Source organism: Marinactinospora rubrisoli (assembly GCF_042664915.1).
Classification (GTDB): domain Bacteria; phylum Actinomycetota; class Actinomycetes; order Streptosporangiales; family Streptosporangiaceae; genus Marinitenerispora; species Marinitenerispora rubrisoli.
This window is the reverse complement of sequence record NZ_JBHTBH010000002.1, coordinates 445827-471105: the sequence shown is the minus strand read 5'-3', so window position 1 is coordinate 471105 and position 25279 is coordinate 445827. Positions and strand designations below refer to the sequence as shown.

The following is a 25279-nucleotide window of genomic DNA, read 5'->3' as shown; positions in this document are numbered from 1 at the left end:
AGCGACATCGGCGGCACGTCCGGACCCGGGACCGTCACCGGGGTGGGCAGGGGAGCGGATCGGGGAGCGGCCGCGCGGGTTAACGGAGGTGGCCGCCGGTGCGCACGGGGACGCCGGTCGCGGTGGCGCGCATCTCGGCCAGATGCGCCCGGCAGCACGACGTGGTGCGGTGCTCCGGTCCGTAGCGGCGCGCGGCGTCGGCGCAGGCGCGGCGCAGATGGGCGATCGCCTCCGGCAGGTCGCCGGCGGCGCGGTGCGCGTCGGCCAGCCCGCGCCGGATGCGCAGCGCCTCGGAATGGTCGGCACCGGTGGCGTGGATGGCGTAGGTCAGCGCCACCTGGTAATGCGCGATGGCCCGCTCCGGCCGGCCGGCGAGCAGGTGGTCCCGGGCCAGGTCGTCGTGGCTGGCCAGGGTGGCGGGGTGCGCCGGGCCGAGCAGTGCGGCGTGGTACGCCAGCGTGCACGCGTCCGCGTCGAGCCGGCGCCGCAGCGCGGAGGACCCGGTCTCACGCCGGGGCCGCTCGAACAGCCACCAGGACGCGGCCGGGAAGCCCGCGGCGAACAGCAGGAATAGCGCGAGCGCGGCCACCGGATGCCCCTCCGACCACAGCGCGCCCGCCAGGACGGCGGCCACCACGATCTGCCCGGCTGACCGGACCAGTCTGACCCGCTCCACGGTGCTCCGTCCCGCGTTGGCTGAATAACCGATGCGTAACATTCCACATGGATCGCGCGGATAACCCTCTTAGTCGCAAAACGGGCAATTTGGTGAGGCTGTGCTGGCGGTGGCGGCCAAGGCGAACCCGCGGCGCCCGCGCGCGGACGTGCCCGCCGTCCGGCCCGGACGCGTTCCGGTCCGCCCGGACGGGCATGCCCACCCGGGCACCGCGCGGCATCGGGCTCGGGCGGGTCAGTACAGCGCGGCGGCGTCGCGCGGGCGCCCGGCGGCGCGGTAGGCGCCGGCCAGGTCCCGGCGGACCCGCATCGCCAGCATCCGCACCTCCGGGTCGCCGGCGGCCGCCAGGCAGTGCCGGTAGGCCGCCTCCAGTTCCTCGATCCCCTCCGCGAAGCGGCCGGCCTCCCGGTAGGCGCGGGCGAGCCGGTGGTGCACGACCAGGGAGTCGTGGTGCCGGGCACCGAGCCGGCGGCGGCGCTGCGCCAGCACCATGCGCAACTGCTGCACCGTGTCGTCGAGGCGGCCCGCGGACCGGTAGGCGCGGCCGAGCCCGATGCGCAGGTTCTCCAGCTCTTCGGCGGGCGCGCCGGTGGAGTCCTCGATCGCGCGTTCGTAGTGGGCGACCGCGGCGTCGGGGCGCCCGGTCCTGCGGTACGCGTGCGCCAGCCGCGAGCGCGCCGTGACGGTCTCGGCGGCCGTGGCCCCCAGCCGGTGCTGGCGCTGCTGCAGCAGCACCTCCCACTGGGCGCCGGCCTCGTCGAACCTGCGGGCGTCCTCATAGCACAGCGCCAGGTTCTCGCGGATGACGTCGGTCTGCGAGTGCTCCTCGCCCAGCGCCGCGACCGCGTCCGCGAGCGCGCGCTCGAACTGCTCCACGGCGGCCTCGCGGCGGCCGATCTGGGCGTACTTGCTGGCCAGGTTGTTGCGTGCGGCGATGCTGCGCGGGTGGTCGGCCCCGAGGGTCTCCACGTACTCGCGCAGGGTCCGCTCCAGCCACGCCGCGCGCTGCGCCGGGGTCTCGCCGGCGCCGGAGTCGACGGCGGGCGCCGCCGCCGGAGGATGCGGCGGGTGCGGACCGGAGGTCCGCGGACCACCGACACCGCCCAGGCGACGCAGCGAACGCCACAGCGACACAGCACTCACCGTCCCGACGCGCACGAGCGCACCTCGCCACCGCACCTTGCTGTTCCGCATCAACAACAACACGATTCCGTAAATTAGTCGGCGTTCGGCGGTGCTGGAAGCGATTACTCGCTCTTCACCCTCGGTGAGTTCGCTCACTTTTTTACGGCGGGCCGGTACCCCGGGTTCCGGATGTGCTTATGCCGCTCACGCCCGGCGCCCCGCTCCCGCGACCGCGCAGGTCACAGCGTCGCCCAGCGGCCGCCCGAAGCACCGGCGACGGGCATGCGCCCGCAGCGTCGCTGCGGCCCCTTCCGGCGGCCGAAGGTGAGAAGTCCGCCGATGGTGCGGGGCACGAGGGCGGGACCACGCCGCCGGAGACCGCCACCGGCGGTCCGGCGACGCAGGGAGGCGTGTCGCGGGGTTGCGGTCCGGCGCGCGGTTCCCGGCCGTGGCGAAAGTGCGGTCGCCGACCGTGATCTCGGCAGCGCGGTGGACGGCGATGACGTCGACGGCGTCGTGTCCGGGCTCGTCCTCGATCAGGCCGGTGGCGCGCGACGACTGCGCGGCCGGATTCCGGAAGGAGACCGGCCCCGCAGCAGAACGAAACGCGACGGCCCCCGGCGTGCGGCGGACGTCCGCGTCCCGCCGCCGCCGGAGGCCCCTCGCTCCCGCCGGACGACCTTCCCGGCTACTCCATCGTCCGCCGCAGCGCCTCGGCCAGGGCACCGGAGGTGAGGCCGATCTGCCACTCGCGGGCGTTGTGCCCGCGCAGGCGGTCGGCCACCGCCGCCTCGGTGGGCTCGGCCGGCGGCGTCCAGGCCAGCCGGCGCACCGCGTCCGGCTGCAACAGGTTCTCGGTGGGCATCGTGACGCGCTCGGCGATGGCGCTCACCGCGGCCCGGGTGGCCTCCAGCCGGTGGGCCGCCGCCGGGTCGCGGTCCGCCCAGCGGTTGGTGGGCGGCGGGCCGTCGCCGGGGGCGCTCGGCTGCGGCAGTTCGGCCGGATCCAGGTCGCGGACCCGGTTCACCGCCTTCAGCCAGGTGGACACGTACCGGCGGGCCAGCCGGACCGAGAACGGCTTGATCGCGGTCAGATCCGCCGCGGTGCGCGGCATGGCCAGGGCCGCCTCGATGATGGCGGCGTCGGCCAGCACCCGGCCGGGGGAGAGGTCGCGTTCGCGGGCGACACGGTCCCGCTCCAGCCACAGCTCCCGGACCACGCCCAGCGCGCGCTGGTTGCGCACCCGGTGGATGCCCGAGGTGCGCCGCCACGGATCCGGCCGCGGCTCCTTGGGCGGGGTGGACAGCACCGCGGCGAACTCCTCGCGAGCCCAGCCGAGCTTCCCGGCGGTCGCGAGCTGGGCCTCCAGAGCGTCGCGCAGCTCCACCAGGATCTCCACGTCCAGGGCGGCGTAACGCAGCCAGTCCTCGGGCAGCGGCCGCACCGACCAGTCCACCGCGGAGTGCTCCTTGGCGAGCCGCAGCCCCAGCACGCTCTCCACCATGGAGCCCAGCCCGACCCGCTGGTAGCCGAGCAGCCGGCCAGCCAGCTCGGTGTCGAACAGCCGGGTGGGGCGCAGGTTCACCTCGGTCAGGCACGGCAGGTCCTGGTGCGCCGCGTGCAGCACCATCTCGGTGCCGGCCAGGGCGGTGTTCAGCTCGGCCAGGTCGGGACAGGCGATCGGGTCGATCAGCGCCGAGCCCGCACCGGCCCGCCGCAACTGGACGAGGTAGGCGCGCTGCCCGTAGCGGTAACCCGAAGCGCGCTCGGCGTCCACCGCGACCGGGCCGGTCCCGGCGGCGAACGCCGCGGTGACGCGGGCGAGATGCGCGGCGTCGCCGACGACCGGTGGCAGGCCCTCGCGTGGCTCCCGTAGGAGAGGCGCCGGCTCGGCGTCGCGCCCGTCCTGGGATTCGGGTTCCGGATCACCTGTCTTCGAGTTCAGCACGTTCGCCACAGCACTACGGTATGCGCTCCCGGCCACGGGACGACGCCCCGGCACCCTCCCGGACGGCTCGCGCGGCGCGCCGCCGCCGAGCCGTCAGCTCTCCGGGCGCGGCCGGCGCTGCGAGATGTCGGTGACGTCCACCGGCGGGAGCCCGGCGGCCGACGCCAGCAGCTCCAGCCACGCCGCCATGTGCCCGGACAGGTCCTCGCCCGCGGGAGACCACGAGGCGCGCAGCTCCAGCTCGGTGGAGGTCGGCTGGTCCGACTTGGTCCCGAAGCCCTCGGTGGTGGCCCTGGTCACGGTGCCGCTCAGGGCGTGGTGGCCCGCGTCGTGGCCGGCGAGCGCCTCCGTCAGCCAGCTCCACGCGACCTGCCCCAGCAGCGGGTCCACCGAGATCTCCGGCTCCAGCTCCGCACCGACATAGGCGACCACCCGGAACGGCCCCGGCCACTCGCGGGTGCCCTCCGGGTCGTACAGCACGATCAGCCGGCCGAAGGCGACGTCGTCGTCCTCCACGTGGACGGTCGCCGACATCGCGACGGCGTGCGGGGCGAGCCGCTGCGGGGCCGGGATGTCCTCGACCTTCACCTCGGGCCGTACGGCCGTTCTGCGCAGGCTCTCGACCGCTCGCTGGAACGCGGGAGGCGCGTCATCGACCCTTCCGACAGGGGGCATGATGGAAACGTCAGCCTTAATCTTGGAATCGCCACTTCGCGCCGCCGGTCGCGGAGAACCGGCGGGCGCCCCTCGACGGTGGCACGAGTCACGGCCGACCCTGCGGAGCTTTTCCGGCGTGTCGGTGTTTTGTGATGATCTTGGGATGTGTGACGTCATGGAGCCGTTACCGCCGCCGGAGTCGAGGGCGGGCCGGACGAGCCCGCGGCGCATGGCACGATCGAGGGTGTGACGTTGCACGACTCTCCATTTCTACGCGCCTGCCGCCGCCTTCCGGTGCCGCACACGCCGGTGTGGTTCATGCGTCAGGCGGGCCGCTCGCTGCCCGAGTACCGCCGGGTGCGCGCCGGCGTTCCCATGCTGGACGCCTGCGCGCGTCCCGACATGATCGTCGAGATCACCCTGCAACCGGTGCGCCGGTACGGGGTGGACGCCGCGATCTACTTCAGCGACATCGTGGTGCCCCTCAAGGCGATCGGCCTGGACCTCGACATCAAGTCCGGCGTCGGCCCGGTGGTCGCCGACCCGATCCGCGACGCCGAGGGCGTGCGGCGGATCCGCGACCTGGAGCCAGATGACGTCGCGTTCGTGACCGAGGCGGTCGGTGAACTGGTCGGCGAGCTGGGCGAGCGCCCGCTCATCGGGTTCGCGGGCGCCCCCTTCACCCTCGCCTCCTACCTGATCGAGGGCGGGCCGTCCAAGAACCACGAGAACACCAAGGCCATGATGTACGGCGCGCCGGACCTGTGGGACGCGCTCATGCGCCGCCTGTCGGCGGTGACGCTGGAGTTCCTGCGAGTCCAGATCGCCGCGGGCGCCAGCGCCGTGCAGCTCTTCGACTCCTGGGTGGGGGCGCTCAGCGCCGAGGACTACCGCGCCAGCGTGCTGCCGTACACGTCGTGGATCTTCGAGCGGCTCGGCGAGCTCGGCGTGCCGCGCATCCACTTCGGCGTGGGCACCGGCGAGCTGCTCGGCCTGCTCGGCGAGGCGGGCGCGGACGTGGTCGGCGTCGACTGGCGGGTACCGCTGGACGAGGCGGCCCGGCGGGTGGGGCCCGGCCGGGCACTGCAGGGCAACCTCGACCCCGCGGCCCTGTTCGCGCCGTGGAACGTGGTGGCCGACCGCACCCGCGACGTGCTGGCCCGGGGCCGCGCGGCCGAGGGGCACGTGTTCAACCTCGGGCACGGGGTGCTGCCCACGACCGACCCCGACGTGCTGGCCCGGCTGACCGACTTCGTGCACGAGCAGAGCGCCCGCACCGGCTGACTGGAGGGGGAGCGCCCCCGTGGCGGGACCGGAGAATCCGTTCCGGGGCCGCCCGGGGGTGCTCCGGTTCCGCGGTCAGGACGGCGGCCGGTCCGCGGTGGCCGTCTCCGTGGCGTCCGGACCCTGCGGGGGAGCGCCAGCCTCCGCGGCTCCCGCCGCGTCCTGCCCGCCGCCGGGCCCGGCCTCCGCGGCTCGCGGCGCCTCGGCGGCTCCGCCCGCACGGGCCCTGCGGCGGCGCCACAGCCACCAGGCGGGGACCCCCGGCACCGCCGCGGCGGCGACGAACGGCAGCAGCCAGCCGGCCGCGGTCGCGCCGCCCCGCAGCACCGCCAGGAGGGCCGCCCATCCGGCCAGCACCCCGTCGACGAAGCCCCCCGAGCCGTCCCGGCCGGCGGCCGTGCGCGGCGGCACCAGCTCCAGGTTCACGGTGCCGTAGGCCGTCTGACCCGCCAGCGCCTGCCGCCGGGCCTGGAGCGCCTCCAGGTCCGCCTGGCGGCCGCTGATCTCGGTCTCCACCGCCAGGACCTCCTCGACGCTGCGGGCGTCCTCCAGCAGCGCGCGCAGCCGCTCCAGGCTCGCCTCGGCCGAGGCGACCCGGCTCTCGACGTCGGCGACCTCCTCGGTCATGTCGTCGGCGCTGCGGGACAGCCGGAGCCGCTCGCCGAGTCCGCCGAAGATCTCCAGCGCCTCCTCGTAGCGGTCCACCGGTACCCGCAGCGACAACGTGGCGGTCTCCGGCCCGCCGTCACCGCCGAGCGACTCCGAGGCCACGTACCCGTCCGCCGCGGCGACCCACGCCCGCGCCTCGTCCGCGGCCGCGTCCACGTCCGGCACGCGCACGCCCACGTCCGCGGTGTGCGCCACGGTGCGTTCGCTCACATCGACGTCGGTGCCGACACCGCCCGCCGCGGCCCCGTCCCGGGCGGCGGACTGCTCCGCCGGCGCCGGTACGCTCTCCGGCAGCGACGCCCGGTCCGCCAGGAGGCCTCCCGAGCAGCCCGCCAGCAGCGTGCCGGCCAGCAATGATGCGACCACCGGAGCCGCCAGGCCCCGGGCCGTGCGTGAAGGATGCATGCCTCTCCGACGCCGCCCGGCGGACCCGCGTTGCGGCCGGCCCATCACGAGGCCGTCACGGTTCGCGATCACGGGGCCGGAGCGGCCCCCGCGTGGACATCTGGGAAGCTGGGGACATGCAGACGAAACCGCACGTCGCAGTGGTCGGCGGCGGAGTGGCCGGGCTCACGGCCGCCTACCGCCTGTCGCGGGCCGGGCACCCGGTCACCGTGCTGGAGGGCGCCCCCCGGCTCGGCGGCAAGCTGGACGCCTCCGCCGTGGCCGGCGTCCCGGTGGACTCCGGAGCCGAGTCCGTGCTCGCCCGCCGTCCCGAGGCGGTCGAGCTGATGCGAGAACTCGGACTCGCCGACCAGATCGTGCACCCCAGCGGCGCCGCACCACGCGTCTACAGCCGTGGCGCGCTGCGCCCCCTCCCCGACGGCCACGTCATGGGCGTCCCCGGCGACCTCGCCGCGCTGGCCCGCAGCGGGGTGCTGTCCCCCGCCGGGCTCGTGCGCGCCGCCCGGGACCTGGTCTGGCAGCGCACGCCGGTGCGCGCCGACGTTCCGGTGGCCACCTACGTGGGCCTCCGGATGGGGGAGGAGGTGGTCGACCGCCTGGTCGAGCCGATGCTCGGTGGGGTCTACGCCGGCCGCGCCGACCGGCTCTCACTGGACGAGACGCTGCCGCAGCTCGCGCCGCTCGCCCGCACCGAACGTTCGCTCGCGGCAGCGGTGCGCACCGTTCGCGCCCGGCAGGCACCGGCCGACTCCGGCCCGCCCGGACCCGTCTTCGCCGGCCTGCGCGGCGGCCTCGTCCAGCTCATCGACGCCCTCGCCAAGCGCGGCGGCGCCGAGATCCGTACCTCCGCCCCGGTCCGCGAGCTGCACCGCGACGGGGACGGCTGGCGGCTCGCCGTCGGCCCCGAGAGCTCCCCCGAGCGGCTGACCGCCGACGCCGTGGTGCTCGCCTGCCCCGCCCCCGCAGCCGCGCGGCTGCTGCGCGCCAGTGCCCCGGAGGCGGCGGGTGAGCTCGCCGGTATCGACTACGCCGGCCTCGCCATCGTGACGCTGGTGTACCGGACCGCGGCCTTCCCCATGCCGCCGGCCGAGAGCGGCTTCCTCGTCCCGGCAGGAGAGGGCCGTACGATCAAGGCCGCCACCTTCAGCAGCGTCAAGTGGCCCTGGCTGGCCGACGCGCTGCGCGCCGCGCGGCCCGATGAGGACCTGCTGGTCGTGCGCTGCTCGATCGGCCGGTTCGGCGACGACACCGGCGGGCAGGCGGTGCTGCGCCGCTCCGATGCCGAACTCGCCGGTCTCGCCGCCGCCGATCTCGCCGTCATCTGCGGCACCGGCGAGCCGCCGGTCGACCAGCGGATCACCCGGTGGGAGCGCGGCCTGCCGCAATATGCTGTGGGCCATGCGGCCCGCGTGGCCCGCGCCCGCGACGCCCTGGCCGGACTGCCCGGTCTCGCGCTGTGCGGCGCCGCCTACGACGGGGTCGGCATCCCCGCCTGCGTCGCCAGCGGCACGGAGGCCGCCGCGCGGCTCACGGCCGACTGACCGCGACCGGCGCCGGACCGCGGGCGTCTTTCGCCGCACACCGTTGCACACCCGACCGACCGACAAAGGAGTCCGACGTGACCACCGGGCACGACACCTCCGCGGCCACGGCCGCCGAGGAGCTCAACAAGCTGATCCGCTACACGATGTGGGCGGTCTTCCGGGTCGGTGACCTCACCGCGGTGGACCGGGTGGCCGCCGGCGACGAGCTTGCGCGGCTGCTCGACGGTGCCGCGGAGAAGGGCGTGACCACCCGCGGCTGCTACGACGTCCAGGGCTTCCGCGCCGACGCCGACGTGATGTTCTGGTGGATCGCCGATAGCTCCGAGGCGCTGCAGGAGATGTACGCCGCGTTCCGGCGCACCCAGCTCGGGCGGGCCGGCACGCCGGTCTGGTCGGCCGTGGGCCTGCACCGGCCGGCCGAGTTCAACCGTGGCCACGTGCCGGCCTTCCTGGCGGGGGAGGAGCCGCGCGACCACCTCTGCGTGTACCCGTTCGTGCGCTCCTACGAGTGGTACCTGCTCCCCGACGACGAGCGGCGTGCCATGCTGGCCGAGCACGGCCGGATGGCGGCGCCGTTCCCGGACGTGCGCGCCAACACGGTCTCCTCGTTCGCGCTCAGCGACTACGAGTGGCTGCTCGCGTTCGAGGCCGACGAGCTGCACCGTATCGTCGACCTCATGCGCCACCTGCGCGGCGCCGAGGCGCGCCGGCACACCCGGCTGGAGGTGCCCTTCTACACCGGCCGCCGCAAGAGCCCCGTTGAGTTGGTCGAGGCGCTTCCGTAACGCACCGAACAGGGGCGCAAATCCCAACGGATCGGCGGGTCCCGCCCCGAAGCCGACGGTATTCACGGTATAACTGAATCCGGCTCACGAAGGCGGCTCCGGCCGTTGCCCGGCCTCGGCAGCGCGGTCGCGGCGATGCCGGGGTCGCCATTGTGTCGGCGGCCCGCACTTGTCGGACGGCGGGGACTCCGGCCACGTTTCCGTGGCGCGCGGCGGTCCCGGTCCCCTCGGCGCCGCGCTCCGCATCCGCCGCAGGCGACGCCCCCGGGCAGTTCCGGCGGCCGGACACCCGCTGTTACCCGCGATCCCGTGCTGGAGGATCGCGACCGTCCCCCGAGAGATCAATGAGGACAATGGGACCTGTGAACTGGCCGGCGCTCGCCGCCACGACCCCCGAGAGCGTCGACCCCTCCGCCGGATACGAGGGCTTCATCGGCTGGGTGCTCAGCCTCATGACGACGCTCGGTGAGGTCGGCGTCGGTCTGGCGCTGCTCATCGAGACGTTCTTCCCGCCGATGCCGAGCGAGGCGGTGCTGCCCGGCGCCGGTTTCCTCGCCTTTGAGGGCCGGATGAACGTGTGGCTGGCCATCCTGGCGGCGACGCTCGGCGCGCTGGTCGGGGCGTGGGGCTTCTACGCCATCGGCGCGCTGCTCGGCCGCGAGCGCACCCGGTGGCTCGTGGAGAAGATGCCGCTGATGGAGGTTGAGGACTTCTACAAGGCCGAGCGGTTCTTCCAGCGGTGGGGCGGCATCGCCGTCCTCGTCGGCCGGTGCGTCCCGCTGGTGCGCAGCTTCATCTCGGTGCCCGCCGGTATCGAGCGGATGCCGCTGTGGAAGTTCTCGGTCTACACCTTCGTCGGCAGCGCCATCTGGAACAGCCTGTGGATCGGCCTGGGCTTCGCCTTCGGCCCCGCGATCAAGCCGGTGCTGGAGGAGTGGAGCGGCGTCATCAGCAACGTGGTGCTGGTGATCATCGCCCTGCTGTTCCTCTGGTTCGTCGCCGTGCGGGTGCGCAAGTTGCTGCGCCGCCGCCGCGACGGTGGGCAGGGCCCGGCGGCTCCGGTGCCGACCGCGGGCGAGAGCCGGGGGCCGCTGGACTGACGCCGGACGCGGAGCCGCCGCGGCGGTCCGTGCACGAAGGGGGGCGCGCCCGGACGGGCGCGCCCCCTTTTTTTCATTGTGCGTGTGCGGCCGGTTCGCCGAGCGCTCAGCCCTCCCGCGTGGGCGGCACCGCCACGGCCGGCGCGTCGTCCTGGGGGACGGCACGCCGGGTCAGCAGCACGTAGAACGGGACGGTGAGGACCACCAGCAGGAGCAGCGCGCAGCCGGAGTACAGCAGCGCCGTCCCGGCCGGGGCGTCGACCGCCCACGCGCTCAGGCAGCCCACGCCGGCCAGGATCGCCGCGAGCAGCCCGTAGGCCACCCGCCCCTGCGGCTTGGGGTACTCCACCCGGCTCACCATCAGCCAGGCCACCAGCAGGACGGCGGCGGTGCCCAGGTAGCCCGGCGGGTCCAGCAGGACGACGGTGATGACCGCCACGGCGCCGAGCGGGCTCGGCAGGCCGGTGAAGTACCGCGAGCCGGGCGCCTGGCAGGAGAACCGGGCCAGCCGGACGACCACCGCGAGCAGCACGGCGGCCGCCGCGCCGATCGGCAGCAGGCCGGCGTCGGTGGTGCTGCCCCAGACCACGACGAAGAAGGCCGGGGCGAACCCGAAGCTGATCACGTCGGCGAGGTTGTCCAGCTCGGCGCCCATGTCGCTGCCCCCGAGCTTGCGGGCCACCCGGCCGTCGAACAGGTCGCAGACCGCGGCGATCAGCAGCAGCGTGACCGCAGCCGTCACGTCGTGCCGCTCCAGGGGGCCGGGCACACCGGCCGCCAACTGGCCGACCTGGGCCGAGGCGAGCTGCCAGACCGCCATGAACCCGCACAGCGCGTTGCCCAGGGTGAGGTAGTCGGCGAGCGCCAGCCGCACGGGAGGAGCGGTCTGCGGGCGGGGGGCCTGCGGAAGCGCCTCCCTAATCGCGGTCAAGGCGCGTCTCTCCCGCCCTGACCTTCTGGCCCACCTCGACGCCCGGGGCGATTCCGGCAGGTAGGTAGACGTCGACGCGGGAGCCGAATCGGATGAGGCCGATCCTCTCGCCCTGCTCCACCTTCTGCCCGACCGTGAAGTACGGGACGATCCGCCGGACCATCGCACCCGCGATCTGAATGACCGTGACCTCGCCGATTTCGGTCTCGAAGGTCCAGATGACCCGCTCATTGTGCTCGCTGTCCTTGTCGAATGCCGGTCGAAAGCCCCCAGGGCGGTGCTCAACCCCGGTCACCACACCGGCGACCGGCGCACGGTTGACGTGCACGTTGAGCGGGTTCATGAACACGGCGACGCGGGTGCGTCCGTCCGCCGTGGTGTCGACGGTCTGCACGACGCCGTCGGCGGCGCACAGCATCCGCCCGCTCGAGGGACCGCGGTCGGGGTCCCGGAAGAACCACGCCATGCCGGTCGCCAGCCCGACCGCGGGAACGGCGAGCGCCCGGGCGGTGCGGGAGCGGCGGCCGGCGAGTACGGCGCCCGTGGCGACCGCGCAGGCCGGCAGCAGCCAGGGGGCCGACCCCCTCGCCATGCGTGGCAGCGAAAACGTGGCAAAAGGGGCGACAGATTGATAGTCGTCGGTCATTGGGAGCTTTCGTCGAAAAAGCCGAATGGCGGGAGGCCGGAAATCAGGCCAGGGGGTGATTGAAGCAGGATGTTATGCCACCGAGTCGTCGGCTTCCAGCCGGAGAGCCACGGAATTGATGCAGTAGCGCTCGTCCGTCGGCGTCGGATACCCCTCGCCACGGAACACGTGGCCGAGGTGGGAGTCGCAGCGGGCACATCGCACTTCGGTACGAATCATGCCAAGCGACCGGTCCTCGTGCAGGGTTACCGCGGAGCTGTCGGCCGGATCATAGAAACTCGGCCAGCCGCAGTGCGACTCGAACTTCTCGGTGGAGCGGAACAGTTCCGCGTCGCACGCCCGGCAGTGGTAGACGCCGACGGTCGTGGTGGAGACGTACTCGCCGCTCCACGGCCGCTCGGTCGCCGCCTGACGCAGCACCGCGAACTCCTCCGGGCTGAGCTCCGCCCGCCATTCCCGCTCGGTCTTCTCGACCGGCGACCTCGCATCGTCCATACCAGTGACGCTACCTCGATCCGGGACCGAACGCCGGAAGCCCGCTCTGCCCATCACGTCGGACAGGTCCGGCGATCCGGTACGCCGGCAGCGTGGAGATTCGCGGAGAACGGGACATGACACGGTGTATGGGGGGCAATGCTAGACGCAACGGGCACCGGCTCGCGAACGCTCAGGCGTCGAAGTCGTACTGCAGGACGTAGGCGGAACCGTCCAGGGTCATCTCGTTCAGCTCCACGGCGCGGTCCTGGTCGGTGATCGCGGTCCGCATCACGTCCAGGACCGGCGTCCCCGGGCGCAGCTCCAGCCGGTCCATCTCCTCAGGGGCGGGCATCCGTACCCGGATCTCCTCGGTGAACCGCGCGGGGGCGTGCCCCAGTTCCGCGAGCCGGGCGTACACGCCGCCCGGGCCGGTGTCCCGCTCGGCGATGCGGCTGCCCGCCACGAGGTCCGCCGGAAGGTAGGACACGGCGAGCTGGATGGGCCGGCCGTCCAGCCGGTAGCGCCGCCGGCGCCGCACCACGGGCGCGCCCGTACCGACACCGAGAGCGCGCGCCACGAAGTCCGGCGCCGGCACCTCGCCCACCTCCACGCCATCGGTCTCGAACGGCCGGTCCCCGGCGTCGGTCTGCCAGATGGCACGTCCACTGCCCCACCGGTCCCGGGAGAGCCGCCGCGCCCCGTGCCGCCGCACCGGCCGGAACGTCCGCACGTAGACGCCCGATCCGCGGATCGGCACCGCGATCCCCTCGTTGATCAGTACCGCGAGGGCCTGGCGGGCCGTGGCGCGGGCGACTCCGTACCGCTTCATGAGGTCGTTCTCACCGGGCACCCGGTCGCCGTCGGAGAGCTCTCCGGTGGCGATCGCCGAGCGCAGCGCGTCGGCGATTTCTCGGTAGACCGGCGGGGAGCTGTTTTCGGACGTCGGCACTGGGTTCATCCTCTCGCCCGGACTGCGTGGCCGCGTCGCCCACGCCGTTCCGCGGAGCCACGCGTCCGCGATCACGGTCCGCCCCGGGGGACGAGGGGCGGTCTCGACGGTTGTACCCCCGTGCGCCGCGCGCCATCGTTCGATTGACACACGGGGTATGTCCGGTTGTAGGGAGAGTTATGCGTACCCCAGGTGGCTCCGAATCAGGTGCGCAGCGCGGCGGCGCGTCCGTCGGTCCGATACCCGGAGGTCAGCGCCGAGTCACCTCCGGTGGCCTGATCCGGTCGCCGTCGCCTCCGGTTCCGGCTCGCGCACATAACGGAGGAAAAGTGAGCCGTCCGATTCCAGAACGTGGCCCAGCCGCAGGTCCTGGGGGTGGGACGGCACACCGCCCGCGACGATCCGCCCGCTGGCCGGGCCGAGCAGCCGCGGGCTGAGGGTCAGGCACAGCTCGTCGGTGCGGCCCGCCGCGGCCAGCTCCGCCAGCAGGTGCGGGCCGCCCTCGGTGAGCACCCGGTACAGCCCGCGCTCGGCCAGCGCGGCCAGCGCCGCCTCGGCCCGCACGGCCTCCCGGCCCACCACGACCACCTCGGCGTGTTCGGCCGCCGCCGCCCGGCGGTGCGCCGGCGCCGACTCCGTGGTGAGCACGATCGTCCGGGAACCGCCGGGCGCCTCGGCCAGCAGGCCCGGCTGCAGGTCGAGGGTCCGGGTCACCACGGCCACCGGTGGCGCCGCCGGACGGCCGGCGCGCAGCTCCCGCCACGCCGGGCGCGGCCGGATCGGCCGGTACCCCTCGATGCGCGCGGTCCCGGCACCGGCGAGCACGACGTCGGCCAGGCCGCGCAGGACCCCCATCACGGCGCGGTCGGCCGGCGAGGACAGCTCACGCGTCCGCCCGGACGGCCCCCACGCCCCACCGTCGGCGCTCGCCACCATGTTGGCCCGCACCCACGGGCGATCCAGGTCGGCGGGGTAGGCGTAGGCGGCGGCGAGGTCGACGGCGTCACCGCCGTCCACGGCGTCTGCGGCGGCGGGCAGCAGGCGGCGGAAGATCGGGACGGTGTGTGCGGGACTCATGATCACCGAGGGTACGGCCTGCCGGGCCGCCGCCCGCGACCCGGGCGCGCGTGGCGGCCCGCCCGTGCGCGAACCGCCCCGGCTAGGGGGCCGGCTCCACACGGCACAGCAGTGTCAGCGCGTGCCCGATGACCGGCACGGTGCCACCGGCCGGGACCGGCGCCCGGCCGGTGACGTCCGGCTCCGCAGTGTCCAGCACGGGCCGCCACGCGCCGCCGTAGCAGGCGCCCGGGAGCGTGAAGTCGGCCGGATCCGCGGCGGCGTTGAGCAGCAGCAGAAAGGAGTCGTCCTGGACCGGCCGGCCGCGCGGGTCCGGCTCCGTGATGGCGTCGCCGTTGAGGAACACCCCCAGCCGCAGGCCGGCGTGCTGCCAGTCGCCGTCGGACAGCGGCGTGCCGTCCGTGCGCAGCCAGGCGATGTCCGGCAGCTCGCCGTCGCGCCGGGAGCCGCCCTGGAAGAACCGGCGACGGCGGAACACCGGGTGCTCCCGCCGCAGCCGGGCCAGGGCGCGGAGGAACTCCAGCGACTCCTGTTCCTCGCCCAGGCGGCTCCAGTCCACCCACGCGACCTCGTTGTCCTGGCAGTAGGCGTTGTTGTTGCCCCGCTGGGTGCGGCCGATCTCGTCGCCGTGCGACAGCATCACGACGCCCTGGGAGCAGAAGAGCGTGCCGAGCAGGTTACGGACCTGGCGGCGGCGCAGCGCGAGGACGCCGGGGTCATCGGTCGGCCCCTCGACCCCGCAGTTCCACGACCGGTTGTCGTCGGTGCCGTCCCGGTTCTCCTCACCGTTGGCCGCGTTGTGCTTGCGCTCGTAGGCGACGAGGTCGGCGAGGGTGAACCCGTCGTGGCAGGTGACGAAGTTGACCGAGGCGTACGGGCGGCGGCCGTCGTCCTGGTACAGGTCGCTGGAACCGGCGAGCCGGGACGCCAGTTCCGGCACGACCGGCCGGCCGCGCCAGAAGTCGCGCACCGTGTCGCGGTACTTGCCGTTCCACTCCGTCCACAGCGGCGGGAAGTTACCGACCTGGTAACCGCCCGGGCCGACGTCCCACGGCTCGGCGATCAGCTTGACCTGGGAGATCACCGGGTCCTGCTGGACGATGTCGAAGAAGGTGCTGAGCCGGTCCACGTCGTGGAACTCCCGCGCCAGCGCGGCGGCGAGGTCGAACCGGAAGCCGTCGACGTGCATCTCCAGCACCCAGTAGCGCAGCGAGTCCATGATGAGCTGCAGAGCGTGCGGGTGCCGGACGTTGAGGCTGTTGCCGCACCCGGTGTAGTCGAGGTAGTAGCGCCGGTCGTCGTCGCGCACCCGGTAGTAGCTCAGGTTGTCGATGCCGCGCATGGACAGCGTCGGCCCCATGTGGTCGCCCTCGGCCGTGTGGTTGTACACCACGTCCAGGATCACCTCGATGCCGGCCTCGTGCAGCGACTTCACCATCGACTTGAACTCCTGCACCTGCTCGCCCCGGGAGCCGGCCGCGGCGTAGCCGCTGTGCGGGGCGAGGAACGCCAGCGTGTTGTACCCCCAGTAGTTCGTCAGGCCGCGCGCGACCAGCGAGTGCTCGGCCACGTGGTGGTGCACCGGCATCAGCTCCACCGCGGTGACGCCGAGCGAGGACAGGTGGTCGAGCACCGCGGGGTGGGCGAGGGCGGCGTAGCTGCCCCGCTCGGCCTCCGGGACGTCCGGGTGCCGGATCGTCAGCCCGCGCACGTGCGTCTCGTAGATCACCGTCTCGTGGTAGGGGGTGTTCGGGCGGCTCTCGTTGCCCCAGTCGAAGAACGGGCTCACCACCACGCACTTGGGCACGTGCGGCGCGCTGTCGCCGTCGTTGCGCCGCGCCGGGTCGTCGAAGTGGTAGTCGAACACCGACTCGTGCCAGGCGACGCCGCCGTCGACCGCCTTGGCGTAGGGGTCGACGAGCAGCTTGGCCGGGTTGCACCGCAGCCCGTTCGCCGGGTCGTGCGGCCCGTGCACCCGGAAGCCGTACCGCTGACCGGGGCCCACTCCCGGCAGGTAGCCGTGGTGCACGAAGCCGTCGTTCTCGGCGAGCGTGAGGCGCCGCTCGATACCGGCGTCGTCGAACAGGCACAGCTCCACCCGCTCGGCGGCCTCCGAGAACAGCGAGAAGTTCGTGCCCGACCCGTCAAAGGTCGCGCCGAGCGGGTACGCGGCACCGGGCCAGACGTCCACCATGTGCGCGTTCCCCCTCCGCCGCGCTCGTGCGCCGTACCGGCGCCCGGCATCCTGCCCCTGGTTCTTCCGTCCCGCCCCGCAGAGTATTCCTCGCCGAACGAGACGACACCGGATCGTGGCCGGGCGGCCACCCCCGCCAGGGCCGGGCGCCGGAGCCGCGCCCGGGACGGGGCGTGTCCGGAATGCCGTTCGACCGGGGGCGATCGGTGCCGAGTCGGTGGCGTCGATGCGTGTCGCCCCGCGCCCGCGCGGCGACGGAGCAGGCCGGGCACGCCCGAGGCTTTCTGCCGCCCCGGACCCCGGACGGCCGGTGACGCGCCGCTTCCGGCTGTCCCACCGCCGCCCACCCGGCTTCCCGCGCCGGTCTCGCCCCGGCCACGAAATCTCCGCGGGGCCTGGACCCACGGCGAACACGCACCACGAGGCGGCGAACGGCGACTTGACCGGGCGATGTTCCGGTCGGCGTTCGCCGCCCCGCACCATCCCGCCTGCCGCGCCTGCGATGCACGGGGCCGGGCCTGCGGGAAGACCCACACGCAGGCCCTTCTCCACCTGGCCCGCCACCGGGTCAGCGCGCTGTTCGCGATACGGCGCGGCGGCACCTGCTATCCGGTGCGGCGAACTCCCGTCAACGATCCAGCCCCGGCCGGGCGCGGTCCAGGATCGCGGCCGTGTCGACGGCGTTGCCGTCCACCGCGCGCGGCAGGGTGCCGAACACGTGCCCCCACTCGCCGTCCAGCCGGGAGGCGGTGAAGGCGTCGGCCACCGCGGCGGGGGCGTGCCGGACCAGCAGCGCGGCCTGCAGGCAGAGCGCCATGAGCCCGACCACGGCGCGCGCCCGGTACTCGGCGCCTTCGGGATCGGCCAGCTCGCCGCGCAGCCGACGGACCGCGGCGTCCAGCCGGGCGTCGGCCCCGGCGGCGCGGTCCAGCTCGGCGAAGAACGCCGCCGCGGCGTCGGGCTCCCGGGAGAGCACGCGCAGCACGTCGAGTGCGGCCACGTTCCCCGACCCCTCCCAGATCGAGTTGAGCGGCGACTCGCGGAACAGCCGCGGCATCCCGGATTCCTCCACGTAGCCGTTGCCGCCCAGGCACTCCAGAGCCTCGGCGACGTGCGCCGGCTGGCGCTTGGTGACCCAGAACTTGCCGACCGCCACCGCGATCCGGCGGAACGCGCGCTCCTCGGCGTCGCCCCGCACGGCGCGGTCGACCGCACCGGCCAGGCGGAGCGCCAGCGCCGTCGCGGCCTCGGACTCCAGGGCCAGATCGGCGAGCACGTTGCGCATCAGCGGCTGGTCCACGAGCAGCGCCCCGAACGCCCGCCGCTCGGTGGCGTGGTGCACCGCCTGCACGAGCGCCGCCCGCATGCCCGCCGCCGAGCCGAGGACGCAGTCCAGCCGGGTCAGGTTGACCATCTCGACGATGGTGCGCACCCCGCGCCCCGGCTCGCCCACCGGCCAGGCGAACGCGCCCTCGTACTCGATCTCGGCCGAAGCGTTGGACCGGTTGCCGAGCTTGTTCTTGAGCCGCTGGAGGAACAGCGCGTTGCGGGAGCCGTCGGGCAGCACCCGCGGCACGAGGAAGCAGGACAACCCCTCCGGTCCCTGGGCGAGGGTGAGGAAGAGGTCGCTCATCGGGGCGGAGGTGAACCACTTGTGCCCGGTCAGCCGGAATCCGCCGTCGGGGCCCGGAACGGCGCGGGTGGTGTTGGCGCGCACGTCGGAGCCGCCCTGCTTCTCGGTCATCGACATCCCCGCCAGCAGGCCGCGCTTGGTCTGCGGCGGCCGCAGCCCGACATCGTAGGTGCGGGCGGTCAGCAGCGGTTCGAAGCGGGCGGCGAGGCCGGGCGCGTGCCGCAGCGCGGGCACCGCCGCATACGTCATGGACACCGGGCAGCCGTGGCCGGCCTCGACCTGCGACCACACGTAGAACCCGGCCGCCCGCGCGACGTGCGCCCCGGCCCGCTGCTCCGCCCACGGCGCGGCGTGCAGGCCGTGCCCGACGGCGGTGTCGAGCAGCACGTGCCAGGCCGGGTGGAAGTCGACCTCGTCGATCCGGTGGCCGTAGCGATCGTGCGTCCTCAGCACCGGCGTGTTGGCGTCGGCCTGCTCGGCCCACCCACGCGCTCGAGCCGTGCCGGCCAGCCGGCCCAGCTCGTCCAGCGCCTGCGCCGCCCAGCCGGCCCCCTCGCGCTCCAGTCCCTCGCGCAGCGCGGGCTCGCCGGCGACGTTGTAATCCCCGCTGTCCTCCAGCGGGGACGGCTGGTTGACCACCTCGTGCGTCGGGGGCATCGCGCGACCCTTCTGTTCCGAACCGGATTCGGTATGGCGGGGCCCAGCCTAGACGAGTGGCTGTTTTGTGGTTGGTGGTCGTAGGCGATCAAGGACCTGGTGACGCGAGTGGGGGGCAGTAAGCCGTGTGCGGCCGGTCCGGCCGGGCGGGAGGGTTTCCACCGTGGGGCGAAAGCGACCGCACTCTACCGGGGTGGAGTCGGTGATCCGCACGGTGCCGTGCCGGAAGCCGGTGCCGGAGGCGGCCGGTGAAGCCGGGCCAGGGTCTGGGCCGTGGCCGGGCGCGGCGGCTGCGAGTCGGTGAGGCGTGGAGACGGCCGGGCACGGGCATCCCGTCACGCGGGCGCCGGTGCCCCGTGCCGGGCACCGGCGCCCGTGTTCCGCGGCGCAGCGGTCCGGCCGGTTCAGCGGCGTCCGGTCGGCACCTCCCGGTCCGGCACCGCGCGCAGCGCCGTGTCGTAGCGGTGCAGCACCAGCCGTGCCAGCTCGGGCGCGGCGCCGAGGGCCGGGACCACCGCCTCGGCCCCCGCGGCCAGCGACTGCTCGGCGACGCGGTCGGCGAAGAAGCCCGGCGCCAGCAGGTAACCGGCCACCGCGACCCGCCGCGCACCCTCCGCGCGCAGCGCCGCGACCGCGGCGCCCGGCGTCGGCGCGGCGGCCGAGGCGTAGGCGGCGCGCACCCGCAGCCACGGACCGCGCGCAGCCAGGTGGGCCGCCGCCTCCTCGATGACCGCGTTCGCCCCGGGATCGCTGGAGCCGGCGGCGGCCAGCACCAGCGCGGTGTCCGGGGCGGCCCGCACGCCCGCCTCGGCCAGCCGCCGCAGCACCGTGTCCAGTAGCAGCGGGTGCGGGCCGAGCGTGCCACCGTAGCGCACCCGCAGCCACGGGTAGCCGGTCCGGACCGTGCGCAGCACGCCCGGCAGGTCCACCTTGCTGTGGTAGGCCGCTGTGAGCAGCGCCGGCAGCACTACCACCTCACCCGCGCCCTCCGCCGCCAGCGCGCCGATCGCGGCGCGCGGGTCGGGCTGGACGAAGTCGAGGTAGGCGACCCGGACGTCCAGGCCGGAACGCAGCGCCCGCACGTGGCCGAACAGCTCCTCGACCGCGCGCGCCGACCGCGGGTCGCGGCTGCCGTGCGCGACCGCGACCAGCGGCACGCGGCGCGGCGGCGGACCGGCGTCCGGCCGGCCCGCCACGGCGCCCGTCACAGGTGGATTCCGCACTCGGTCTTGCCGGTGCCGGCCCACCGGCCGCTGCGCGGGTCGGCGCCCGGCTCCACCCGGCGGGTGCACGGCGCGCAGCCGATCGACGGGTACCCGTCGTACTGCAGCGGGTTGACGAGCACGCCGTGCTCGGCCATGTAGGCGTCCACGTCGTCCTGCGTCCACCGGGCGATCGGGTTGACCTTCACCATCTTGCGACGCGGGTCCCACTGCACCACGCCGACCTGGCGCCGGGTGCGCGCCTCGTCCCGGCGCAGCCCGCTGATCCAGGCGTCGTACGGGTCGAGCGCGCGGCGCAGCGGCTCCACCTTGCGCAGGTGGCAGCAGATGTCGGGGTTGCGGCCGTGCAGCCGGGGACCGAGGTCGCGGTCCTGTTCGGCCACGGTGCGCTCCGGGCGCACGTTGACCAGGTTGATCGGGTACACGGCGGCGACCGCGTCGCGGGTGCCGATCGTCTCGGCGAAGTGGTACCCGGTGTCCAGGAAGATCACGTCGACCCCCGGGCGCTCCCGGGAGACGAGGTCCACCATGAGCGCGTCGGCCATCGACGAGGTCAGGCACAACCGGTCGCCGAAGGTGTCCGCCGCCCACCGGATGATCTCCTGGGCGGTGGCCTCCTCCAGCTCCTGTGCGGCGCGAACCGCCAGGGCCTCGCCGTCCGTGGTCACGTTCATGCGTCCTCACCCGTCCCTGTGCCCTCGGCGCCTGCCACCGCGGCGGCGCGCAGTCCGGCGAATCTCACCTGGAACACCCGCGCGCACGCCCGGCAGGCCCACGCGTACCCCGCGCCGTGCTCGCCGGTGGCCTCGTGCGGCTCCAGATCCTCGTCCCCGCAGTAGGGGCAGTAGTACGGTGCGGCTCGTTCGCTCATCGCAGGTCCGCCTCTCCGGCGCGGGACGCCCAGGCGGCGAACGCCTCGCCCTCGGCCCGCTGGTCCAGGTAGCGGCGCAGCACCCGCTCCACGTAGTCGGGCAGCTCCTCGGCGGTGGTCTTCAGCCCGCGCACCTTGCGGCCGAACGAAGAGTTCAGGCCGAGTCCGCCGCCCAGGTGCACCTGGTAGCCCTCGACCTGCCGGCCGTCGGCGTCGGTGACGAGCTGCCCCTTCAGCCCGATGTCGGCGACCTGGATCCGGGCGCAGGAGTTCGGGCAGCCGTTGAGGTTGATCGTCACCGGCTCGGGGAAGTCCGGGAGCCGCCGCTCCAGCTCCTCGACCAGCGACGCGCCGCGCGCCTTGGTCTCGACGATGGCCAGCTTGCAGAACTCGATCCCGGTGCAGGCCATGGTCTGGCGCCGGAAGACGCTCGGCCGGACCCGCAGGCCCTCGGCCTCCAGGGCGGCGGTGATCGAGTCCACCCGGTCCTCGGCGACGTCCAGGATCACCAGCTTCTGGTCCGCTGTGGTGCGGATCCGGTCCGAGCCGTGCGCCTCGGCGATGTCGGCGATCCGGCTCAGCCGGGTGCCGGAGACGCGGCCCACCATCGGCGCGAAGCCCACGTAGTAGCGTCCGTCGCGCTGGCGGTGCACCCCCACGTGGTCCCGCCGGGTGCCGGGGTCGAGCTCGACGGCCGGGCCATCGGGCAGCGCGTAACCGAGGTAGTCCTTCTCCAGCACCTCCCGGAACTTCGCCGCGCCCCAGTCCTTGATCAGGAACTTGATCCGGGCACGGTGCCGCAGCCGGCGGTAGCCGTAATCGCGGAAGATGCCGCAGACGCCGGCCCACACCTCGCTGACCTGGTCCGGACGCACGAAAGCGCCCAGCCGCTGGGCGAACATCGGGTTCGTGGACAGGCCGCCGCCGACGAACAGGTCGTAGCCCGGGGTGCCGTCGGGCCCGATCACCCCGGCGAACGCGACGTCGTTGATCTCATGGTTGGTGCAGTACGTGGAGCAGCCGGAGATCGAGGTCTTGAACTTGCGCGGCAGGTTGGAGAACAGCGGGCTGCCGATGTGCTCGTCATAGACCTGGCGGATCTGGTCGGAGGCGTCGAGGACCTCGTCCTCGGCGATCCCGGCCAGCGGACAGCCCATGATGACCCGGGGCGTGTCGCCGCACGCCTCGGTGGTGGACAGGCCGACGGCCTCCAGCCGGTCCCAGATGGCGGGGACGTCCTCGATCCGCACCCAGTGCAGCTGGACGTTCTGCCGGTCGGTGATGTCGGCGGTGTCGCGACCGTAGGCCGTGGACACCTCGGCGATGGCGCGGAGCTGGGCGACGGTGAGCTGTCCGCCGTCGATGCGCACCCGGAGCATGAAGTAGCGGTCGTCCAGTTCCTCGGGCTCCAGGACGGCGGTCTTGCCACCGTCGATGCCCGGCGCCCGCTGGGTGTAGAGCCCGTACCAGCGGAAGCGCCCGCGCAGGTCGGCCGGGTCGATCGAGTCGAACCCGGCCCGTGAGTAGACGTCGATGATGCGCTGGCGGACGTTGAGCCCGTCGTCGTTCTTCTTGTTCTCTTCGTTCTTGTTCAGCGGTTCCCGGTAGCCGAGGGCCCACTGGCCCTCGCCACGGCGCGGTCGGGAGGTCGTTCGGCCGGTCGATGCGGATGCAGGAGGCATCGCGGGGTCCTCCGAGCGGGTAGCGGGGCGTGCCGGCCGACGGCACCCCGATGGACCCCGCGCCGCGCACGACACTGTGCCGGTGACCGGGGACTGCGAGTGCTCAGGAGAACGTCGGCGCCGCGGGCGCCCCAGAAGGCGGGCGGATCAGATACAGCGGCGGGGCTATCCGACGTTACGACAGATGGCGCTGCGGACCCGAAGGAAGTCCACGTGCCGGCGCACGCAGAGCATCGGGTCCAGGGCAGCAGCCATAGCAACGACAATGACACGCGCCGCGGAGTTTTGTCCAGGCGCGGCGATCGGGGGCCGCGAGTGACCCGCGTCACCAGAAGGCCGGGCGGACCGCCGGGTGGCGGGGCGCGCGCGAGCCACGCTCGGCGCCGCCTGGCGCTAGGGTCGGCATGAAAGGGGCGCTCGCCGCGACCGGCGCGACCGCGCGGGCGCCCCGCGCCGACCGGTCGCGCCCGACTTCAACGACGCGAGAGTGGCGCCGTGCGCGACGACGACAACCGGCCCTGGCGGCTCTGGGCGCCGCGGGCGCGAGCCTGGACCGAACGGCGGCGCCGCGCCGCGCTGGAGTGGCGGGACGCCCACCCCACCGCGGGCGCCGCGGCCACCGTCGTGGTGCGCGCGGTCCGCTCGGGACTGCGGGTCCGCGTCGTCGGCCTCGCCGCCGAGGCCGCCTTCTTCTCGCTGCTGTCGCTGCCGGCGCTGCTGCTCGGCCTCGTCGGCACGCTCGGCCACCTGGTGCCGGTGCTCGGCGACGGCACGGTCCGGGAGATCCGCTCCTGGCTGCTGAACCTCGCCGCCCAGGTGCTGACCGCCGACGTCGTCGAATCGGTGGTCGCCCCGCTGGTGGACGAGTTCGTCCGGGGCGCGCGGGGCGGTGTGCTGTCGGTGACCTTCCTCGTCTCGCTCTGGTCGGGCTCGCGCGCGATGAGCGTGTTCATCGACGCCATCACCATCGCCTACGGGCTGGAGGGGCTGCGCGGCTACCTCCGCCAGCGGGTGCTGGCCTTCGTCGGCTACCTCGGCGGGCTGCTCTTCGCGCTCGTGGTGCTGCCGGTGCTGGTCGCCGGGCCGGACGTGGTCCGCGACCTGCTGCCCCCGACCGGCGTCCTCGGCATCGTGCCCTCGCTGCTGCACCTGGCCTACTGGCCGGTGGTCGGGCTCGTCTGCCTGGTGTGCGTGACGGTGCTGTTCGCGCTGAGCGTCCCCGTGCGCACCCCCGTGTGGCGGCACCTGCCCGGAGCGGTGCTCGCCGTCCTGGTCCTCGTGCTGGGGTCGGCGGCGCTGCGCGGCTACCTTGAGGCGTCCTTCGGCCGGTTCACGATCTACGGCTCGCTGGCCGCGCCGATCGCGGTCCTCGCCTGGTTCTACGTCGTGGCGCTCGCGCTGCTCGTCGGCGCGCTGCTGAACGCCGAAATCGACGCGGCCTGGCCGACGCCCGCCACCGCCGCCGCGCGGGCCGAGGTGGCGAACCGCCGGCACAGCCACGCCGCCCGGCAGGTGCAGCGGCGCGAGGAGGCCCTGCGCACGGTCGCCGAAGCGGACGCCGCGCCTGAGCCGCCGGCGGAACGGTCCGGCCGGAGTCCGGACCGGCGGCCGTCCGAATCGGCGGGGGAGCGGCCGGAGGACCGGCCCGGTTCCCCCGGATCCACGGCGCCCGCAATGCCCCCCGAGAGCCAGGGGGGCGATGCCCCGGCGTCCGGCGGCGCGGCGAACCCGCCGGTCAGCGGGGGAGCACCGCCCGATGACGGCGCCGACGACGACGGTGCCGCGCCGCCGCGCCGGGGCGAGTGAGAGCAGAAGCACCGGGCCGTCAGTAGGCACTTCTCACCGCGGTCCGGCATCCTCGAAGGGCCGGCGCGCCCCCCCCCCCCCCCCCCCCCCCCCCCGCGCCGGCCAGGTGAGACCACATGCCACGCTCCTTCCGTCCCTCCGCCAGACCGTCCGACCGGGGGCGTCTGGCCGGGGTGTTCGCCTCGGTCGTCGCGGTGATCGCGCTGGCCGCGCTCATCTCCGCCCTGAGCGGCCGCGACTTCTTCGCCAGCCTGCGCGACCTCACCGGCGCCGCGCCGGAGAGCGGCACGGCCGCCCCCTCTCAGCAGCCGGGCGATTCCGCCGACCCGGCCGACGCCGCCCGGGCGCGTGAGCAACTGGCCGGGATCGAGATCGCCGAACCCCGGCCGCGCGGCGACTACGAACGCGATGAGTTCGGCAGCGGGTGGGTGGACACCGACGACAACGGCTGTTCGACCCGCAACGACGTGCTCGCCCGGGACCTCGACGACGCCGTCGTGGAGAGCGACTGCCGGGTGGTCGCCGGGGTACTGGACGACCCCTACACCGGCGACCGTATCGAGTTCTCCAGCGACGATCCGCAGGCGGTGCAGATCGACCACGTCGTGCCGCTGTCGCTCGCCTGGCGGATGGGCGCCGACGAGTGGGACCGGGACCGGCGGGTGGAGTTCGCCAACGACTTCGGCAACCTGCTGGCCGCCGACGGCCCGGCCAACGGGCAGAAGAGCGACTCCGGCCCGGCCGACTGGCAGCCCTACGCCGGTTTCCAGTGCTCATACGCGATGGCCTACATCGACGTCACCGACCGGTACGGCCTCGCCCTCGCCACCGAGGACCGCGACGCTCTGAGCGGCATGCTCGACACCTGCGGCTGACGGCGCGGCGCCCCCGGCGGCCGGGGGCGCCGGTCGGCCATTGGGAGCGCTCCCGGAGCTTCGGG

The 25279-nt window shown here is 74.3% G+C and carries 22 protein-coding genes and 1 pseudogene; 7 read left to right on the top strand and 16 right to left on the bottom strand.

Annotated elements, in window-relative coordinates:
- Positions 1 to 79 precede the first annotated feature (79 nt).
- From ACFQRF_RS06185 to ACFQRF_RS06170, 4 genes are all read right to left on the bottom strand, one after another.
- A complete protein-coding gene (locus ACFQRF_RS06185) occupies positions 80 to 676 on the bottom strand; it encodes a tetratricopeptide repeat protein (protein ID WP_379869563.1) in 597 nt (198 codons plus the stop codon).
- A 234-nt stretch (positions 677 to 910) separates the two neighbouring features.
- The gene (locus ACFQRF_RS06180) at positions 911 to 1810 is read right to left on the bottom strand and encodes a tetratricopeptide repeat protein (protein WP_379869562.1); all 900 of its coding nucleotides are present in this window, start codon (positions 1808 to 1810) and stop codon (positions 911 to 913) included.
- 679 nt (positions 1811 to 2489) lie between these two features.
- Positions 2490 to 3758 (bottom strand): HRDC domain-containing protein, encoded by a 1269-nt coding sequence (locus ACFQRF_RS06175; protein ID WP_379869560.1) that lies wholly within the window; start codon positions 3756 to 3758, stop codon positions 2490 to 2492.
- 84 nt (positions 3759 to 3842) lie between these two features.
- Positions 3843 to 4424: a DUF3000 domain-containing protein gene (locus tag ACFQRF_RS06170; RefSeq protein WP_379869559.1), complete on the bottom strand. Its 582-nt coding sequence runs from the start codon at positions 4422 to 4424 to the stop codon at positions 3843 to 3845.
- Between the two features lie 291 nt (positions 4425 to 4715).
- On the opposite strand from ACFQRF_RS06170, the gene hemE reads away from it, so the two are divergent.
- Positions 4716 to 5690, top strand: coding sequence for a uroporphyrinogen decarboxylase (gene hemE / locus ACFQRF_RS06165; protein WP_379869779.1), 975 nt, complete (start codon positions 4716 to 4718; stop codon positions 5688 to 5690).
- A 75-nt stretch (positions 5691 to 5765) separates the two neighbouring features.
- On the opposite strand, the gene ACFQRF_RS06160 is transcribed toward hemE, so the two are convergent.
- Positions 5766 to 6764 carry a DUF4349 domain-containing protein gene (locus ACFQRF_RS06160; RefSeq protein WP_379869558.1) on the bottom strand — a complete coding sequence of 333 codons (999 nt, stop codon included), beginning with the start codon at positions 6762 to 6764 and terminating at the stop codon, positions 5766 to 5768.
- Between the two features lie 116 nt (positions 6765 to 6880).
- On the opposite strand from ACFQRF_RS06160, the gene hemG reads away from it, so the two are divergent.
- From hemG to ACFQRF_RS06145, 3 genes are all read left to right on the top strand, one after another.
- Positions 6881 to 8305 (top strand): protoporphyrinogen oxidase, encoded by a 1425-nt coding sequence (gene hemG / locus ACFQRF_RS06155; RefSeq protein ID WP_379869556.1) that lies wholly within the window; start codon positions 6881 to 6883, stop codon positions 8303 to 8305.
- Positions 8306 to 8451: 146 nt separating this feature from the next.
- On the top strand, positions 8452 to 9093 hold the full coding sequence (gene hemQ, locus ACFQRF_RS06150) for a hydrogen peroxide-dependent heme synthase (RefSeq protein ID WP_379869777.1): 642 nt from the start codon (positions 8452 to 8454) through the stop codon (positions 9091 to 9093).
- Between the two features lie 362 nt (positions 9094 to 9455).
- Positions 9456 to 10193: a DedA family protein gene (locus tag ACFQRF_RS06145; RefSeq protein ID WP_379869555.1), complete on the top strand. Its 738-nt coding sequence runs from the start codon at positions 9456 to 9458 to the stop codon at positions 10191 to 10193.
- 106 nt (positions 10194 to 10299) lie between these two features.
- On the opposite strand, the gene pssA is transcribed toward ACFQRF_RS06145, so the two are convergent.
- From pssA to glgX, 6 genes are all read right to left on the bottom strand, one after another.
- Positions 10300 to 11124, bottom strand: a complete 825-nt coding sequence (pssA, locus tag ACFQRF_RS06140; RefSeq protein ID WP_379869554.1) for a CDP-diacylglycerol--serine O-phosphatidyltransferase — start codon at positions 11122 to 11124, stop codon at positions 10300 to 10302.
- Positions 11111 to 11770, bottom strand: a complete 660-nt coding sequence (locus ACFQRF_RS06135; RefSeq protein ID WP_379869553.1) for a phosphatidylserine decarboxylase — start codon at positions 11768 to 11770, stop codon at positions 11111 to 11113. Before ACFQRF_RS06135 ends, pssA begins: the two co-directional genes overlap by 14 nt.
- Positions 11771 to 11842: 72 nt before the next feature.
- A complete protein-coding gene (gene msrB / locus ACFQRF_RS06130; RefSeq protein WP_379869551.1) occupies positions 11843 to 12265 on the bottom strand; it encodes a peptide-methionine (R)-S-oxide reductase MsrB in 423 nt (140 codons plus the stop codon).
- A gap of 172 nt (positions 12266 to 12437) precedes the next feature.
- Entirely contained in the window at positions 12438 to 13196 is a 759-nt protein-coding gene (locus ACFQRF_RS06125) for a GntR family transcriptional regulator (protein ID WP_379869550.1), read from the bottom strand.
- A 261-nt stretch (positions 13197 to 13457) separates the two neighbouring features.
- A complete protein-coding gene (locus tag ACFQRF_RS06120) occupies positions 13458 to 14273 on the bottom strand; it encodes a dihydrofolate reductase family protein (protein ID WP_379869548.1) in 816 nt (271 codons plus the stop codon).
- Between the two features lie 82 nt (positions 14274 to 14355).
- Entirely contained in the window at positions 14356 to 16467 is a 2112-nt protein-coding gene (gene glgX / locus ACFQRF_RS06115; protein WP_379869547.1) for a glycogen debranching protein GlgX, read from the bottom strand.
- Positions 16468 to 16799: 332 nt separating this feature from the next.
- Between glgX and ACFQRF_RS06110 the strand changes: the two are divergent.
- Positions 16800 to 17085: pseudogene (locus ACFQRF_RS06110) on the top strand (IS110 family transposase); the annotation flags it as partial.
- Between the two features lie 10 nt (positions 17086 to 17095).
- On the opposite strand, the gene ACFQRF_RS06105 reads toward ACFQRF_RS06110, so the two are convergent.
- The 5 genes from ACFQRF_RS06105 to ACFQRF_RS06085 all read right to left on the bottom strand — a co-directional run bounded on the left by ACFQRF_RS06105 (position 17096) and on the right by ACFQRF_RS06085 (position 22533).
- Positions 17096 to 18757 (bottom strand): acyl-CoA dehydrogenase family protein, encoded by a 1662-nt coding sequence (locus tag ACFQRF_RS06105; RefSeq protein WP_379869545.1) that lies wholly within the window; start codon positions 18755 to 18757, stop codon positions 17096 to 17098.
- Positions 18758 to 19161: 404 nt separating this feature from the next.
- Positions 19162 to 19965: a sirohydrochlorin chelatase gene (locus ACFQRF_RS06100; protein ID WP_379869544.1), complete on the bottom strand. Its 804-nt coding sequence runs from the start codon at positions 19963 to 19965 to the stop codon at positions 19162 to 19164.
- On the bottom strand, positions 19962 to 20654 hold the full coding sequence (locus ACFQRF_RS06095; RefSeq protein WP_379869543.1) for a phosphoadenylyl-sulfate reductase: 693 nt from the start codon (positions 20652 to 20654) through the stop codon (positions 19962 to 19964). Before ACFQRF_RS06095 ends, ACFQRF_RS06100 begins: the two co-directional genes overlap by 4 nt.
- Positions 20651 to 20851: a hypothetical protein gene (locus ACFQRF_RS06090; protein WP_379869542.1), complete on the bottom strand. Its 201-nt coding sequence runs from the start codon at positions 20849 to 20851 to the stop codon at positions 20651 to 20653. The genes ACFQRF_RS06095 and ACFQRF_RS06090 overlap by 4 nt, the downstream gene beginning before the upstream one ends.
- Positions 20848 to 22533: a nitrite/sulfite reductase gene (locus ACFQRF_RS06085; protein WP_379869541.1), complete on the bottom strand. Its 1686-nt coding sequence runs from the start codon at positions 22531 to 22533 to the stop codon at positions 20848 to 20850. The genes ACFQRF_RS06090 and ACFQRF_RS06085 overlap by 4 nt, the downstream gene beginning before the upstream one ends.
- A gap of 495 nt (positions 22534 to 23028) precedes the next feature.
- Here ACFQRF_RS06085 and ACFQRF_RS06080 point away from each other — a divergent pair, with 495 nt between their 5' ends.
- The gene (locus ACFQRF_RS06080; RefSeq protein WP_379869540.1) at positions 23029 to 24339 is read left to right on the top strand and encodes a YihY/virulence factor BrkB family protein; all 1311 of its coding nucleotides are present in this window, start codon (positions 23029 to 23031) and stop codon (positions 24337 to 24339) included.
- A 116-nt stretch (positions 24340 to 24455) separates the two neighbouring features.
- Positions 24456 to 25214: an HNH endonuclease family protein gene (locus ACFQRF_RS06075; RefSeq protein ID WP_379869538.1), complete on the top strand. Its 759-nt coding sequence runs from the start codon at positions 24456 to 24458 to the stop codon at positions 25212 to 25214.
- Positions 25215 to 25279 lie beyond the last annotated feature (65 nt).